Genomic DNA, 13,748 nt, shown 5'->3' on the forward strand with positions numbered 1-13,748 from the left:
TTGTACGGCGGTGCCGCCGGTGCCCGTGTGGGTTGCCGGCGATCGTTGTTGTTCTACTTCACCTTGGTGGTGGCGAAGTTGTTGTTGGTCAGAGGGTTGATCACGTAACCCTCCACGTTGTCACGCATGGCGGTGAACATCTTCGGATGGGCCATGCTGATCCAGGGCTGGTCGTCATCGTACACCTTCAATGCCTCGGCATAGAGCCTTGCACGTTCGTCGTTGTCGATCACCTCGCGGGCGCGGGTGATCAGGTCCTGGAACTTCGAGTTGCACCAGCGGGCGTAGTTCTCGCCGTTCTTGACGGCATCGCAGCTGAGCAGGGGGCTGAGGAAGTTGTCCGGGTCGCCGTTGTCGCCGGCCCAGCCGGTGGACACCAGATCCGCCTCACCGTTTTTCGCCCGGCGCAGCATCTCTGCCCACTCCATCACGCGGATATCCAGCTTGAGACCGATCTGGGCGAGGTCGGACTGCAGCATCTCGGCAGACAGGCGCGGGTTGGGGTTGGTCGCGCCGCCGCCGTTGCGGGTGAACAGGGTGATGACCGTGCCCTCCGGCACGCCGGCCTGCTTGAGCAGTGCCCGGGCCTTGGCCAGATCGCGGGGCGGGTTCTTGTTATCGGTGTTGAAGCCGATCATGGTCGGCGGGTAGGGGTTGACCCCGACCAGCGCGTTACCCTTGCCGAACAGCTGGTCCACGTGGGTCTGGCGGTCGAAGGCCATGTTGATGGCTTTGCGCACGCGGACGTCGCTGAGGTACTTGTGTTCGGTGTTCATGGCGATGTAGCCGGTGACCAGCGCTTCGATCTCGGCGACCTTGAGCCTGGAATCGGCCTTGATCGACGCGACATCGTCCGGCTTGGGGTACAGCGCGACCTGGCATTCGTTGGCGCGCAGCTTCTGCAGGCGCACGTTGCTGTCGGAGGCGATGGCGAAGACCAGCGTATCGGCCGGTGGCTTGCCGCGGAAATAGTCCGGGTTGGCCTTGTAACGAACCTGGGCGTCCTTGTTGTAGCGCTGGAAAATGAACGGGCCGGTACCAATCGGCTTGCTGTTCAGCTCGGCGGTCTTGCCGGCCTTGAGCAACTGGTCACCGTACTCAGCGGAATAGATCGAGGTGAAAGCCATGGCCATGTCCCGTAGAAACGGCGCCTCTTGGCGAGTCAGGGTGATGACCACGGTATGGTCGTCGGCCTTGTCCACCGACTTGAGCAGGTCGTTGAAGGCCATGCTCTCGAAATACGGGTAGCCGACGCTGGTCTTGTCGTGCCAAGGGTGAGTAGGGTCCAGCTGTCGGCGCAGGCTCCACAACACGTCGTCGGCGTTGAAGTTCCGGGTTGGCGTGAAGTAGGGGGTGGTGTGGAACTTCACCCCCTGACGCAGATGGAAGGTGTAGGTCAGGCCATCGGGGGAGATGTCCCAGCGCTCGGCCAGCGCCGGCTGAATATCGGTGGTGCCAGGTTTGAAGTCGATCAGGCGGTTGAACACTGTCTCGGCAGAGGCATCGGCGGTGACTGCAGTGGTGTACTGGACGATGTCGAAGCCCTCCGGGCTGGCTTCGGTGCACACCACCAGCGGCTTGGCCGCTAGGTTGCCGGTGGCGGTGAGAATGACCGCTGCCAAGGCAGCGCGCAGCGGTAATGTCTTCACGAAGGCTCTGTACATACGTTGATGGCTCCCTTGCCTGCATTGGTTCCAGCGTAGTCGCCACGGGCCATGCGTAGATGAACCGTGGCGCTGGTGGTCAGAGAATGTTGAACGGAATGGTGGTGACGATGCGCAACTCGTCCAGGCTACCGTCGGCCTGGGCTTTGCTGGCACGGTGAGCGGTATAGGTGGCGCGGATGCTGGTGTCCTTCAGTGGCCCGCTCTGCAGCGCATAACTGGTGCCGATGCCCCACTCGTAGTGGGTTTCGCCATCCATGCCAGCAACGTCATAGGCAGTGCCACGGTAGTGGGTCCCGTCGATGCCCCAGCCGCGTGCGTTGTACAGGTTGAACTTAAGGCCTGGCACACCATAGGGGGCCATGTTCAGCACGTAGGAAATTTGCAGGGACTTCTCGTTGGGGCCGTTGAAATCTGACAGCAGCGAGTTGGCCAGGAAAATACCATTGGTCTCGTGCAGGTAGTCGAAGTACTCGTTGCCGTTGACCTGCTGCCAGGAGGCCGTGAGGGTGTGAGCCTGGTGGGTGAGGCCGAGCGACACGCTGTAGGTGTCGTTGTCGATCTCGCCCATCTTCTTGCTGCCTTCGTCCACGGTCTTGTAGTAGTTCAGACCCGTGGTCAGGGCCAACACCGCGTTGTCGCCCAGCACGTGGCTGGCGCCGAAGTAGTACTGGTTCCAGAAGTCGTCGACCTTGGTGGCGTAGAGGCTGGTGGTCAGGCTTTTGAACGGCTGGTAGTTGACCCCTGCGGTGCTGGCGCGGTCGGTTTCGATACCGGTGGCGCCATACTCGCTGCGGAATTTGCTCAGGCTCTGTTCGGTGCGCGGCGAGACCCGGTCGAAGGTGCCCAGGTCGAACGACAGGTTGTCGAATTCGGCGCTGTGCACAAAGGCCCCCTGGAAGCTGGAAGGCAGGGCACGGTTGCCGATGTAGGCGATCATCGGTGTATCCACCGACTGGCGGCCGAGGGTGAGGGTGGTGTTGGAGAAGCGTGCCTTGAGGTTGGCCAGGCCCATCTTGCTCCATTGGCCGAGCGGATCGCCATCACTGTGGGTCAGGGTGCGGTTGTTTGGCCCGGCGATTGCGGCGCGGCCTTGCTCCAGGGCGATGGCGTTGTAGCCGGCCGCCTCCACGGCAAAGCCCACCGTGCCCTGGGTAAAGCCAGAGCTGTAGTTAAGGATGGTGCCCTGCAGCCAGTTGTCGCGGCTGTGGGTGTCGTGGCGGCTACCGTCGCTTTTGTAGTACTTCCACAGCGGAGCGCGGGTGGCGCGTTCGCGGGCATACCAGTTGCGGGTGCTGCCGGAAAGGCTCTGGCCTTCGATGAAGCCTGTTGCCTGGTCCTGTTCGCTGGTGCCTTTGAGGCTGAGCGGGACGTAGTCCTGGCTTTGGTTGTCGGCCTGGACCATGACGGGACATGCGCCGATGGATAAGGCCAGTGCGGTTAGTGTGAATAGTCTCAAGATTGAAGCTCCCTTTCTGTTTTTCTAGTTATTGCCTGGCCTTGTGAGCCGGGCCGTTGCGGTGTTGCCTGGGTTGCCGGGGTCGCCGGCTAATCAGAGGGTGTTGGGAGTGCCTGCCGGCGATCGGGCCGGCGCTGGCGAGTGGTCAATCGACACTCACACCGGAAAATGCATTGCGCCCAAAGGGGCTTACCTTGAAGCCCGAAACCGTTGCACTGATGGGCTGGTTCACCGTGGAATGCGCCACGGGCGTGATGGGCACCTGATGCTTGAGGCGCTGCTGCGCCTGCTGGTAAAGGGCGGTTCGCTGTGTGCGGTCGGTGACGTGCTTGGCCTGCTTGACCAGGCTGTCGTATTGCGCATCGCACCATCTGGAGTAGTTGTTACTGCCGATGGCGTCGCAGCTGTAGAGGGTGCCGAGCCAGTTGTCAGGGTCGCCGTTGTCGCCCGTCCAGCCGATCAGCGCGATATCGTGCTCGCCACTTTTCAGGCGTTTGAGGTATTCGCCCCATTCGTAGCTGACGATGCGCACCTTGAAGCCGAGCTTTTGCCAGTCGGCCTGGAGCATCTGGGCCATCAGCTTGGCGTTAGGGTGATAGGGGCGCTGTACCGGCATGGCCCACAAGGTGATTTCGCTGCCGTCCTTGACCCCTGCCTGCCTGAGCAGCTGTTTGGCCTTTTCCGGGTCGAAGGGCGCATCCTTGAGGGAGTCGTCATAGGACCACTGGGTGGGTGGCATGGCATTTACCGCCCTTTGGCCGGACTCCCCATACACCGCCCGCAGGATCGCCTCCTTGTTCACGGCCATGTCCATGGCCTGGCGAACCTGCAGGCGGTCGAAGGGCGGGTGCTGAGTGTTGTAGGCGAGGTAGCCCAGGTTGAAGCCCGGTTGCTGGAGTACTTGCAGCGTGCTGTCGGCCCTGAGCGCCGGCAGGTCGGCCGGACGCGGGTGCAGGGTGACCTGGCATTCGTTACGGCGCAGCTTCTGGATGCGCACCGAAGGGTCGGTATTGATCGAGAAGATCAGGTTGTCGATCTTCACATCCTCGGGTTTCCAGTAGTCTTTGTTGCCCTTGAAGCGGATCTGCGAATCCTTCTGGTAGCGCTGGAATACGAACGGACCGGTGCCGACGGGGTGCTGGTTGATGTCGCTGGCCCGCCCGCTGGCCAATAACTGGTCGGCATATTCGGCGGACAGAATCGACGCGAAACTCATCGCCAGGTTCTGCACAAAGGCCGCATCGACCTTGTTGAGGGTGAACACCACGGTCAGCGGGCCGGTCTTTTCTACACGGGCGATGTTCTTGTCCAGGCCCATGCTGACGAAGTACGGAAACTCGGTAGGGTAGGCCAGGCGGAACGGGTGGCCTTTGTCGAGCATACGGTTGAAGGTGAACAGCACATCGTCGGCATTGAAGTCGCGGCTTGGCCTGAAGACGTTGTTGGCATGGAACTTCACCCCTTCGCGCAAGTGAAAGGTGTAGCGCAGACCGTCATCGCTCACGGTCCATTTCGTGGCCAGTGCGGCCTGTACGGCCGTGGCGCCGCGTTGGAACTCCACCAGCCGGTTGTACAGCGGCTCGGCCGCGTCGTTGTCGGTGGCGCTGGTGTACTGGGCAGTGTCGAAGCCGGCCGGGCTGCCTTCGGAGCAGAACACCAGGCTCTTGGCCTCAAGGGCCGAGGCCTGGCTCAGCAGGCCCAGGGCGAGCAGGGTGGCGAGGCGGGTGGTATTGCGCATGGCGGTTCCTCTTCCAGCTGTTGCGCGACGACTCGGGGTACGAATTGCGGCAACAGTTGCCCGACCCCGTTGCGGATGGCATCGGGGCGGGGGTAATGATCGGGGACGGTGGACTGGCACCCGCCAAGCAGCGGGTGCCGGGGCTAGGCTATTTTTCCACGCTCACGCCGTAGAACGCGTTGAGGGCGAACGGGCTGATCTTGAAGTCTTTCACCTTGGCGCTCATTGGCTGGTACACGGTGGAGTGGGCGATCGGGGTGATCGGTACCTGCTCCTTGAGGATGTGCTGGGCCTTTTGGTAGAGCTCGGTGCGTTTGGCTTGGTCGGAGGTGGCCTTGGCTTGCTTGATCAGATCGTCGTAGGGCTTGTAGCACCACTTGGAGAAGTTGTTGCCGTCGACTGCATCGCAGCCGTACAGGGTGCCCAGCCAGTTGTCCGGGTCGCCGTTGTCGCCGCTCCAGCCAATCAGCATCGCGCCCTGTTCGCCGCCTTTGGAACGCTTGATGTACTCGCCCCATTCATAGCTGACGATCTTTGCCTTGATGCCGATCTTGCTCCAGTCGGATTGCAGCATCTCGGCCATCAGCTTGGCATTGGGGTTATAGGGGCGTTGCACCGGCATGGCCCACAAGGTGATTTCGGTGCCTTCCTTGATCCCGGCCTCCTTGAGCAGTTGCTTGGCCTTTTCGGGGTCGTACGGTGCGTCCTTGATGCTGGTGTCGTAGGACCACTGGGTCGGCGGCATGCCATTGACGGCGAGCTGGCCTGCCCCCTGGTAGACCGATTCGATGATCTTCTGTTTGTCGACGGCCATGTCCAGCGCCTGGCGCACCTTGAGCTGGGCCATCGGGTTGGGCTGGTTGCTGCCCTTGATCTTGTCCATCACGTTGTAGGCGATGTAACCGAGGTTGAACCCGGCCTGCTGTGGCATCTGCAGGTTCTTGTCGGCCTTGAGTGGCTCGATGTCGGCGGGGCGCGGGAACAGCGTGACCTGGCACTCGTTCTTTTTCAGTTTCTGCATGCGGACCGAGGCATCGGTGGTGATGGCGAAGATCAGGTTATCGATCTTCACGTCCTCGGGTTTCCAGTAGTCCTTGTTGCCCTTGAAGCGGATCTGCGCGTCTTTCTGGTACTTGCTGAACACGAACGGGCCGGTACCGATGGGTTTCTGGTTGATGTCGGCGGCCTTGCCCTGCTTGAGCAACTGCTCGGCGTACTCGGCCGACTGGATGGACGCGAAGCTCATGGCGAGGTTCTGGATGAAGGCGGCGTCCACTTCGTTGAGGGTGAACCTCACGGTGTGCTCGTCGACTTTCTCCACCTTGGCGATGTTCTTGTCCATGCCCATGTCGGTGAAGTAGGGGAACTCGGTGGGGTAGGCCTTACGGAACGGTTGTTCCTTGTCGAGCATGCGGTTGAAGGTGAACAGCACGTCGTCGGCGTTGAATTCGCGGGTCGGCTTGAAGTAATCGGTGGTGTGGAACTTGACGCCTTCACGCAGGTGGAAGGTATAGGTCTTGCCGTCGTCGGACACGTCCCAGGTGGTCGCCAGGCCCGGGATGACGGCGGTACCGCCTCGTTCGAACTGGGTCAGGCGGTTGAACACGGTCTCGGCTGAAGCATCGAAGTCGGTTCCGGTGGTGTACTGCCCCGGGTCGAAGCCAGCCGGGCTGCCTTCGGAGCAGAACACCAGGTTGGACGCGGCATGGGCGAGTGGCGCGCCAGCTAGCAAGCCTGCGCCGAGCAGAAACGGAATGACTGCGTGTTTGAGCATGGTGGCCTCATTGTTGTCATTTTTCGATTAGAGGCGGCCTCGTGAGCCGACCTGCGGATACTTATGCAGGGGGGAATCCCAATGCAACACATAGAAGGATAGTTGGCGCCCGAAAAGTAGTACGAGCGTACATGGATGTCGCATCTGTATAACTTTCGACGAAGTTGAACGTTTGCGCAGGCAAAATGATGGCTTTTTCTAGATATTTCGAAAAGAAGAGGGATGACGGATGCACCTTAAAGGTGCGTAGGAAATGTCTGAATATGAGTGATTAGGGCCAGCTCTGGAGCCTCAGCGTTGCACCGACGCTCCAGGGTTGGCTTGCCGACGATTAGCCGCAAGGCGGCTCGTCAGGTTACGGCATCTGCACTTCGATCAAGCCATCGGCATTCATGCTGACTTCGCTTGTGCCGGCCTCGATATCCGGAGCGGGCGCCGCCTCATCGCCAGCCATAGCCTTCATGGCCATGGGGGCGCTGCGCAGGTACGGGCGTGGGTAGCCGCTGCTGTTGAGATTCAGGCTGACCACTTTATAACCTTTGCCGCCCAAGGCCTCGGTGGCCAGTTGTGCACGGGCCTTGAAGGCATCGACGGCATCCTTGAGCAGCGCATCCTCGCTGGCCTTGCGCGTGGTCGGGGCGATGGAGAAGTCCATGCCGCCCATTTTCAGGTCTTGCAGCAGGTCGGCGCTGAGCTGGGACAGGGCCGGGAAGTCGGCGCTTTCCAGGCGCAACTCGGCACGCTCACGCCAGCCGGTGATCTTCTGGCCTTTGCTGTCGTAGACCGGGTAACTGTTGCGGCTGCCCTGGCTGATCTTCACATCCTTGACCTGGCGCGCCTGCTGCACGGCCTTGTTCATGGTTTCGGTGATCTGTTTGGCCAGCTTGCCCGGGTCGCTGTTCTGCGCTTCGCTGTAGAGGGTCACGACCATCAGGTCACGTGCGACTTCCTTGCTGACTTCGGCACGCAGCGATACCTGGTTGTAGCGCGGTTCATCGGCCGCCAGGGCCGGCAGGCTGGCGAGCAGGCCGCAGGAGAGGATCAGGGCAGCGCCGCGACGAGGGATATGCATGTGGTACTCCTTGGCAATAAAAGGCGTGGGTTCTGGCCATCCATTCCACGCATGGCCCATAGGACCGGAAACAGTGTAGTGGGTTCAAAAGTGCCATCATTCTCCTGTGACAAAGTGTGGCGCTTTGCCGCATCGCTGCTGCCAAGTGCCTGGTTTCGGTATACTCCAGGCGATTTTCCTGGAGCACTCATCAGGAGAGCTCATGCTCGCCGCCGCACACCCGCTGTCCGCTACTCGTCAGAACCTCTGGCGCCTGACTGTCATTCGCGTTCTGGTCCTGGCCGCTCAGGCAGGCTCCGTGGGCGTTGCTTATTGGACCGAACTGCTGCCGCTGCCGTGGTTCTCGCTGGCCGCGACATTGGCCCTGTCGTCCATTCTCTGCGCCTTCACCGCCTTGCGACTGCGCCTGTCGCTGCCGGTCACCGAACTTGAGTATGCATTGCAGCTGGCCTGCGACCTGCTTATTCACAGTGCACTGCTGTATTACTCCGGTGGCTCGACCAACCCGTTCGTTTCCTATTACCTGGTGCCGCTGGCGATTGCCGCCGTGACCTTGCCCTGGCTGTACTCGCTGATCCTGTCGGGTATCGCGCTGACGGCCTACAGCCTGCTGCTGGTGCAGTTCTATCCGCTCGAAGGGCTGCCGATGGCGCGGGACAAGATGCAGGTCTACGGCATGTGGCTGAGTATTGCCCTGGCCGCTGCAGTGATTACCTTCTTCGCCGCGCGCATGGCCGAAGAGCTGCGCCGTCAGGAGCAATTGCGCTCCGAGCGACGGGAAGAAAGCCTGCGCGATGAGCAACTGCTGGCCGTAGCCACCCAGGCCGCCGGCGCTGCCCATGAACTGGGCACGCCGCTGGCGACCATGAGTGTATTGCTCAATGAAATGCGCCAGGACCATGCCGACCCGTTGTTGCAGGAAGACCTGCAGATCCTTCAGGACCAGGTGAAGCTGTGCAAGGAGACCTTGCAGCAGCTGGTGCGCGCCGCCGAGGCCAACCGCCGTCTGGCCGTGGTCGAGCAAGAGGTGACGGCATGGCTGGATGAGGCACTCAACCGTTGGCACTTGATGCGCCCGGAAGCCAGCTATCGCTTCCAGCGCCTGCGTGACGGCCAGGTTCCCCGCCTGACACCGCCGCCCGACCTGACCCAGGCCCTGTTGAACCTGTTGAACAATGCTGCCGATGCCTGCCCCGATGACCTTGAGGTACGCCTGGACTGGGATGCCCAGGACATCGTCATCAGTATCCGTGACCACGGCCCTGGCGTACCGCCGGCGATCGCCGAGGCGATCGGCAAACCTTTCATTACCACCAAAGGCAAAGGCTTCGGCCTGGGCCTGTTCTTGAGCAAAGCCAGCGTGACCCGTGCGGGCGGTTCGGTGAAACTCTATAGTCATGAGCAGGGTGGCACCCTGACCGAATTGCGCCTGCCCCATGGCAAGCGAGGAGATGAATGATGAGCGAAGAAAACCAGGTCGAAGGCGAAGAGTTGCCGCACCTGCTGCTGGTGGATGACGATGCCACCTTCACTCGGGTCATGGCCCGGGCCATGAGCCGCCGCGGTTTTCGCGTCAGTACGGCGAGCTCCGCCGAGGAGGGGCTGATCCTGGCTCAGCAGGACCTGCCGGACTACGCCACGCTGGACCTCAAGATGGAAGGTGACTCGGGCCTGGTGCTGCTGCCCAAGCTGCTGGAGCTCGACCCGGAAATGCGAGTGGTGATCCTGACCGGTTACTCGAGCATCGCCACCGCGGTCGAGGCGGTCAAGCGCGGCGCCTGCAACTACCTGTGCAAACCGGCCGATGCCGACGATGTGCTGGCGGCGCTGCTCTCGGAGCACACCGACCTGGACGCCCTGGTGCCGGAAAACCCGATGTCGGTGGACCGTTTGCAGTGGGAGCATATCCAGCGGGTTCTCAGCGAGCACGAAGGCAACATCTCCGCCACCGCACGGGCGCTGGGCATGCACCGGCGGACCTTGCAGCGCAAATTGCAGAAGCGGCCGGTTCGGCGCTGAATCCGTCTTGATCGCACAGGTCCTATCGCTGGCAGGCCGGCGATTGGGCCTGTGCTGCCAGAAATTTCTTTATATTGCAGCTGATCCCGCAACTCCTGGCGTGTTGACGTATCATTAGCCCCCTAACGGCAACCCCTTCAGGATCGCTAGCGCATGCTCGCCCTTCTTATCCAGACGCTGAACATCACGGCGCCCGTCTTCGCCATGCTGTTCATGGGCGTGTTGCTCAAGCGCATCAACCTGATCGACGACAATTTCAACCGGGTCGCTTCGCAGTTGGTCTTCAACGTCTGCATGCCCGCGCTGCTGTTTCTCGGTATCTACCATGCCGACCTGGCTGCGGCGGTCAAACCTGGCGTTATTCTGTACTTCGTTCTCGCCACCCTGGTCGGCTTCGCTGCGGCCTGGGGCCTGGCCATCTGGCGCAGTCCACCGGCCGATCGTGGTATCTATACCCAGGGGGCGTTCCGTGGCAACAATGGCGTGATCGGCCTGGCCCTGGCCGCCAGCCTGTATGGCGATTACGGCATCTCCCTGGGCGCGGTGCTCGCCGGTCTTGTGATCCTCCTGTACAACTCGCTGTCGGCGGTGGTGCTGGCGGTATACAGCCCGGACCTCAAGTCCGACCCCTGGAGCATCTGCAAAAACATTATCAGTAACCCGCTGATCCTCAGCGTGCTGGTGGCCACGCCCATGGCTTACGGGCAAGTGCCGCTGCCAAACTGGCTGCTCACCTCGGGTGACTACCTCGCACAGATGACCCTGCCGCTCGCGCTGATCTGCATCGGTGGCACCCTGTCGCTGGCGGCGCTGCGCGACAGCGGCAAGCTGGCCATCGATGCCAGCCTGGTGAAGATGGTCTGGCTGCCGCTGATTGGCACCTTTGGCGCCTGGCTCTGCGGTTTTCGCGGTGCCGAACTGGGCATCCTGTTCCTGTACATCGGCAGCCCCACGGCGGCAGCCAGCTACGTCATGGCGCGAGCGGCCAAGGGCAACCATGAGCTGGCGGCCTCTATCATCGTGATTACTACGCTAATGGCAGCGATCACCACCAATATTGGTATTTTCATCTTGCAGTGGGGCGGATGGATCTAGATCCTTGACTGCACACCTCATAAAAACACGGCCTCACTGAGCTTAAGGACACTTCATGCAAGACCAGAGCAAGCCCGAGCGGTTGCAGCGCGGGCTGAAGAATCGCCATATCCAGCTGATTGCGTTGGGCGGCGCCATCGGGACCGGGTTGTTCCTGGGCATCGCCCAGACCATCCAGCTGGCTGGCCCCTCCGTTCTGCTGGGTTACGCCATTGCGGGTCTGATGGCCTTCTTCATCATGCGCCAACTGGGCGAGATGGTCGTGGAAGAGCCGGTGGCTGGCAGTTTCAGCCATTTCGCCCACCAGTACTGGAGCGAATTCGCAGGCTTTGTCTCGGGCTGGAACTACTGGGTGGTGTACGTGCTGGTGGGTATGGCCGAGCTCACTGCGGTTGGCATCTACGTGCAGTACTGGTGGCCGGGCTTTCCTACCTGGGCCACGGCGGCGATCTTCTTCGTGGTCATCAACCTGATCAACCTGACCCAGGTGAAGGTCTACGGCGAAATGGAATTCTGGTTCGCCCTGGTCAAGGTGGTGGCCATCGTCAGCATGATCGGCTTCGGTGCCTGGCTGCTGAGCAGTGGCCATGGCGGCCCGGATGCCAGCGTGGCCAACCTGTGGCAGTACGGTGGGTTCTTCCCCAACGGCATTAGCGGGCTGGTGATGGCCCTGGCGGTCATCATGTTTTCCTTCGGTGGCCTGGAGCTGGTGGGTATCACTGCCGCCGAGGCCGACAACCCACGCCACAGCATCCCCAAAGCGACCAACCAGGTCGTGTACCGCATCCTGATCTTCTACATCGGTGCCCTGGCGGTGCTGTTGTCGCTGTACCCATGGCAAAAGGTGGTGCAGGGCGGTAGCCCGTTCGTGATGATTTTCCACGAACTGGACAGTGACCTGGTGGCGACCATCCTCAACATCGTGGTGCTGACGGCGGCGCTGTCGGTCTACAACAGCTGCGTCTACGCCAACAGCCGTATGCTGTTCGGCCTGGCCAGCCAGGGCGATGCACCCCGCCAGTTGCTCAAGGTCAGCCGCAGCGGCGTACCGCTGACGGCGTTAGGTGTGTCGGCGTTCGCCACAGGCATGTGCGTGTTGATCAACTACCTGATGCCGGGTGAGGCGTTTGGCCTGCTGATGGCGCTGGCGGTGTCGGCGTTGGTGATCAACTGGGCGAGCATCAGCATCACCCATCTGAAGTTCCGCAAGGCCAAGCTGGGGGCGGGTATTACCCCGTTCTACAAGAGCTGGGGGCACCCGTTTACCAATTACCTGTGCCTGGCGTTCATCGTGCTGATTCTGGTGGTGATGTACCTGACCCCGCCGATCCGCATTTCGGTGATGCTGATTCCGGCGTGGATTGCCTTGCTTTGGGTAGCGTTCCGCCTGAAGAAGGCTCGGCAGGGCAGGGCCTGAGTCTGCACTGGCCCTATCGTCGGCTTGCCGGCGATAGGGCTCTCGTTGATCAGGCCGGGTAGCTGTCGATCACTTCCTGCGCCGCTCTGAACGCATCGATCGCCGCCGGCACGCCGGCATAGACGGCGCAATGCAGCAACGCCTCGCGAATTTCCTCCACCGTACAGCCATTGTTCAGCGCCCCGCGCACATGCCCCTTGAGCTCTTGGGGGCACTTGAGCGCCGTCAGTGTGGCCAGGGTAATCAGGCTGCGGGTCTTCAATGGCAGGCCGCCACGTGCCCAGACACTGCCCCAGGCGTGCTCGTTGACGAAGTCCTGCAGCGGTTGCGTGAAGTCGGTGGCGTTGCCCAGCGCGCGGTCGACGAACGCATCGCCCATCACCTGACGGCGAATCTGCTCGCCGGATTTGTTTTCAGCCATGTTGTTTTCCTTAGTGTTGGCGGCGCCAGGCGCGAACGGTGGTGTACAGCAGCAGCATGCCGAGCACTGGCAGGACGTAGAACAGCATCAGCCGCTCCAGGCGGCCGGCCAATGGCATGCCCGTGGTGAAGGCCACCACATGCAGGCCATAGGCCAGGTAAAGGCAGAGGAATATCAGGCCTTCGGCGCGGGTGATGCGGTAGCCGGAGTAGAACACCGGCAGGCTCAGGGCGGCTACACCTAGCATTACCGGCAGGTCGAAGCCCAGGGCATTGGGAGAGATGCTCAAGGGTTCGGGGGTGACCATCGCCGTCAGCCCCAGCACCGCCAGCAGATTGAACAGGTTGCTGCCGATCACCGTGCCCACGGCAATCTCCCGTTCGCCGCGAATGGCGGCGATCAGCGCTGCGGCCAGTTCGGGTAGGGAAGTGCACACGGCAACGACGGTCAGGCCGATGATGCGCTCTGACAAGCCAAGGTCGGTGGCCACTTCGACTGCCGCTTCCAGCAGCAAATGGCCGGCCAGGCTCAGCAGGCCAAGGCCGAACAGTACCTGCAGCAGCGTGCCGGACCAGAAGCGCCCAGGGCTGCTGGCGAGCGGGCGCGGAGCAGGGTAGGTGCGTGCATAGTGGCGTGACTGGTGCCAGAGCATGGCCAGGTAGGCCGCCAGGCCCAGCAGTAACAGCAGGCCTTCCATTCGGCCCAGTTGGCCGTTGGCTGCAAGTGCATACACCAAGGCACTGGCGATGATCATCAACGGGATGTCCAGGCGCACCAGCTGACGTGAAACCCGCAAGGGGATGATCAGCGCAGCCAGGCCAAGGATCACCAGCACATTGAAGATGTTGCTGCCCACCACGCTGCCCACCGCCACGTCGGGTGCCCCTTGGTAAGCGGCTTGCAGGCTCACGGTCAGTTGTGGCGCGGTACTGCCGAAAGCCACCAGGCTCAGGCCGATGATCAGTGGCCGAACGTGCAGGCGCAGGGCCAGGCGCAGGGCGGCGCGTACCAGCAGTTCGGCGCCGGCGATCATGAGCAGCAGCGCTACGCCCAATTGCAGCAGGCTGAACGTGGGGAGTGTGGCCAGGT

General features: G+C 61.8%; 11 protein-coding genes. 4 read left to right on the top strand and 7 right to left on the bottom strand.

The features are described from left to right. Positions 1–53: 53 nt before the first annotated feature. The 5 genes from L6D80_RS06250 to L6D80_RS06270 all read right to left on the bottom strand — a co-directional run bounded on the left by L6D80_RS06250 (position 54) and on the right by L6D80_RS06270 (position 7,707). Complete coding sequence (locus tag L6D80_RS06250; protein WP_176513026.1) at positions 54–1,664, bottom strand: ABC transporter substrate-binding protein; 1,611 nt, start codon at positions 1,662–1,664, stop codon at positions 54–56. Between the two features lie 79 nt (positions 1,665–1,743). Next, on the bottom strand, positions 1,744–3,123 hold the full coding sequence (locus L6D80_RS06255) for an OprD family porin (RefSeq protein WP_176513028.1): 1,380 nt from the start codon (positions 3,121–3,123) through the stop codon (positions 1,744–1,746). A 145-nt stretch (positions 3,124–3,268) separates the two neighbouring features. Next, on the bottom strand, positions 3,269–4,861 hold the full coding sequence (locus tag L6D80_RS06260) for an ABC transporter substrate-binding protein (protein ID WP_176513030.1): 1,593 nt from the start codon (positions 4,859–4,861) through the stop codon (positions 3,269–3,271). A gap of 148 nt (positions 4,862–5,009) precedes the next feature. Next, positions 5,010–6,635, bottom strand: a complete 1,626-nt coding sequence (locus L6D80_RS06265) for an ABC transporter substrate-binding protein (RefSeq protein WP_176513032.1) — start codon at positions 6,633–6,635, stop codon at positions 5,010–5,012. 355 nt (positions 6,636–6,990) lie between these two features. After that, positions 6,991–7,707 (bottom strand): SIMPL domain-containing protein, encoded by a 717-nt coding sequence (locus L6D80_RS06270; RefSeq protein ID WP_054901061.1) that lies wholly within the window; start codon positions 7,705–7,707, stop codon positions 6,991–6,993. 202 nt (positions 7,708–7,909) lie between these two features. Between L6D80_RS06270 and L6D80_RS06275 the strand changes: the two genes are divergently transcribed. From L6D80_RS06275 to L6D80_RS06290, 4 genes are all read left to right on the top strand, one after another. After that, complete coding sequence (locus L6D80_RS06275) at positions 7,910–9,166, top strand: ATP-binding protein (protein WP_176513034.1); 1,257 nt, start codon at positions 7,910–7,912, stop codon at positions 9,164–9,166. Beyond that, complete coding sequence (locus L6D80_RS06280; RefSeq protein WP_054901059.1) at positions 9,166–9,726, top strand: response regulator transcription factor; 561 nt, start codon at positions 9,166–9,168, stop codon at positions 9,724–9,726. Before L6D80_RS06275 ends, L6D80_RS06280 begins: the two co-directional genes overlap by 1 nt. 153 nt (positions 9,727–9,879) lie before the next feature. Further along, complete coding sequence (locus L6D80_RS06285) at positions 9,880–10,821, top strand: AEC family transporter (RefSeq protein WP_054901058.1); 942 nt, start codon at positions 9,880–9,882, stop codon at positions 10,819–10,821. 55 nt (positions 10,822–10,876) lie between these two features. After that, positions 10,877–12,238 (top strand): amino acid permease, encoded by a 1,362-nt coding sequence (locus L6D80_RS06290; protein ID WP_054901057.1) that lies wholly within the window; start codon positions 10,877–10,879, stop codon positions 12,236–12,238. A gap of 49 nt (positions 12,239–12,287) precedes the next feature. Here the strand turns inward: L6D80_RS06290 and L6D80_RS06295 are convergent, their stop codons facing one another. Together L6D80_RS06295 and L6D80_RS06300 are read right to left on the bottom strand one after the other, a co-directional pair. After that, entirely contained in the window at positions 12,288–12,659 is a 372-nt protein-coding gene (locus L6D80_RS06295; protein ID WP_054901056.1) for a carboxymuconolactone decarboxylase family protein, read from the bottom strand. A 10-nt stretch (positions 12,660–12,669) separates the two neighbouring features. Further along, positions 12,670–13,713 (bottom strand): calcium/sodium antiporter, encoded by a 1,044-nt coding sequence (locus L6D80_RS06300; protein ID WP_082422770.1) that lies wholly within the window; start codon positions 13,711–13,713, stop codon positions 12,670–12,672. Positions 13,714–13,748 lie beyond the last annotated feature (35 nt).

This window comes from Pseudomonas ceruminis (genome assembly GCF_021602025.1).
In the GTDB taxonomy this organism is placed as follows: domain Bacteria; phylum Pseudomonadota; class Gammaproteobacteria; order Pseudomonadales; family Pseudomonadaceae; genus Aquipseudomonas; species Aquipseudomonas ceruminis.

Coding starts and splice junctions, on each gene's coding strand:
- L6D80_RS06270 (WP_054901061.1), bottom strand. CDS start 7,707: ATGCATATCCCTCGTCGCGGCGCTGCCCTGATCCTCTCCTGCGGCCTG.
- L6D80_RS06285 (WP_054901058.1), top strand. CDS start 9,880: ATGCTCGCCCTTCTTATCCAGACGCTGAACATCACGGCGCCCGTCTTC.
- L6D80_RS06260 (WP_176513030.1), bottom strand. CDS start 4,861: ATGCGCAATACCACCCGCCTCGCCACCCTGCTCGCCCTGGGCCTGCTG.
- L6D80_RS06290 (WP_054901057.1), top strand. CDS start 10,877: ATGCAAGACCAGAGCAAGCCCGAGCGGTTGCAGCGCGGGCTGAAGAAT.
- L6D80_RS06250 (WP_176513026.1), bottom strand. CDS start 1,664: ATGTACAGAGCCTTCGTGAAGACATTACCGCTGCGCGCTGCCTTGGCA.
- L6D80_RS06265 (WP_176513032.1), bottom strand. CDS start 6,635: ATGCTCAAACACGCAGTCATTCCGTTTCTGCTCGGCGCAGGCTTGCTA.
- L6D80_RS06280 (WP_054901059.1), top strand. CDS start 9,166: ATGAGCGAAGAAAACCAGGTCGAAGGCGAAGAGTTGCCGCACCTGCTG.
- L6D80_RS06295 (WP_054901056.1), bottom strand. CDS start 12,659: ATGGCTGAAAACAAATCCGGCGAGCAGATTCGCCGTCAGGTGATGGGC.
- L6D80_RS06275 (WP_176513034.1), top strand. CDS start 7,910: ATGCTCGCCGCCGCACACCCGCTGTCCGCTACTCGTCAGAACCTCTGG.